General features: G+C 51.7%; 1 rRNA gene. It reads right to left on the reverse strand.

The annotated features are described in order from the left end of the window. Window positions 1-65: 65 nt before the first annotated feature. Window positions 66-1640, reverse strand: a 16S ribosomal RNA gene (locus AC1EKL_RS08685). Window positions 1641-1774 lie beyond the last annotated feature (134 nt).

Here is a 1774-nt window from a genome sequence, read left to right on the forward strand (position 1 = left end):
AGAGGTAAACCCCTCAAAACTGAACAAAGTTTCAACCCATGTGCAGGTTCCGTTTTCTTCCTTAGAAAGGAGGTGATCCAGCCGCAGGTTCTCCTACGGCTACCTTGTTACGACTTCACCCCAGTCATCTGCCCTGCCTTAGACGGCTCCTTCCCGAAGGTTAGGCCACCGGCTTTGGGCATTGCAAACTCCCATGGTGTGACGGGCGGTGTGTACAAGGCCCGGGAACGTATTCACCGCGGCATGCTGATCCGCGATTACTAGCGATTCCGACTTCGTGCAGTCGAGTTGCAGACTGCAGTCCGAACTGAGAACGGTTTTAAGAGATTAGCTTGCCCTCGCGAGTTCGCTGCTCGTTGTACCGTCCATTGTAGCACGTGTGTAGCCCAGGTCATAAGGGGCATGATGATCTGACGTCGTCCCCACCTTCCTCCGGTTTGTCACCGGCAGTCTCACTAGAGTGCCCAACTAAATGCTGGCAACTAGTAACAAGGGTTGCGCTCGTTGCGGGACTTAACCCAACATCTCACGACACGAGCTGACGACGACCATGCACCACCTGTCATTGCGTCCCCGAAGGGAACGCCTCATCTCTGAGGTTGGCGCAAGATGTCAAGACCTGGTAAGGTTCTTCGCGTAGCTTCGAATTAAACCACATGCTCCACCGCTTGTGCGGGCCCCCGTCAATTCCTTTGAGTTTCAACCTTGCGGTCGTACTCCCCAGGCGGAGTGCTTAATGCGTTAGCTCCGGCACTGAAGGGCGGAAACCCTCCAACACCTAGCACTCATCGTTTACGGCATGGACTACCAGGGTATCTAATCCTGTTCGCTACCCATGCTTTCGAGCCTCAGCGTCAGTTGCAAGCTAGACAGCCGCCTTCGCCACTGGTGTTCTTCCATATATCTACGCATTCCACCGCTACACATGGAGTTCCACTGTCCTCTCTTGCACTCAAGTTATCCAGTTTCCGATGCCCTTCTCCGGTTAAGCCGAAGGCTTTCACATCAGACTTAGAAAACCGCCTGCGCTCGCTTTACGCCCAATAAATCCGGATAACGCTTGCCACCTACGTATTACCGCGGCTGCTGGCACGTAGTTAGCCGTGACTTTCTGGTTGAATACCGTCACTGCGTGAACAGTTACTCTCACGCACGTTCTTCTTCAACAACAGAGTTTTACGAGCCGAAACCCTTCTTCACTCACGCGGTGTTGCTCCATCAGGCTTGCGCCCATTGTGGAAGATTCCCTACTGCTGCCTCCCGTAGGAGTATGGACCGTGTCTCAGTTCCATTGTGGCCGATCAGTCTCTCAACTCGGCTACGCATCACTGCCTTGGTAAGCCGTTACCTTACCAACTAGCTAATGCGCCGCAGGCCCATCCAGAAGTGATAGCCGAAACCATCTTTTAAACGAAAACCAGGCGGTTTTCGTTGTTATGCGGTATTAGCACTTGTTTCCAAATGTTGTCCCCCGCTTCTGGGCAGGTTGCCTACGTGTTACTCACCCGTCCGCCACTCGTTGGTAAACCGTCGTCAATCTGATGCAAGCATCATCAATCAGTTGGGCCAACGCGTTCGACTTGCATGTATTAGGCACACCGCCGGCGTTCATCCTGAGCCAGGATCAAACTCTCATATTAAATAAGAATTTGAGATAGCTCTCAAAATAAATTAAAGCGAAATTGACTTCGCAAATGTTTTTGCTTTGATCTTCCGATCAAAGACCCTACACATTTGATTCGTCGAAACTTTATTCAGTTTTCAAAGGTCTACC

It is taken from the genome of Limosilactobacillus sp. C0001E2 (assembly GCF_056590915.1).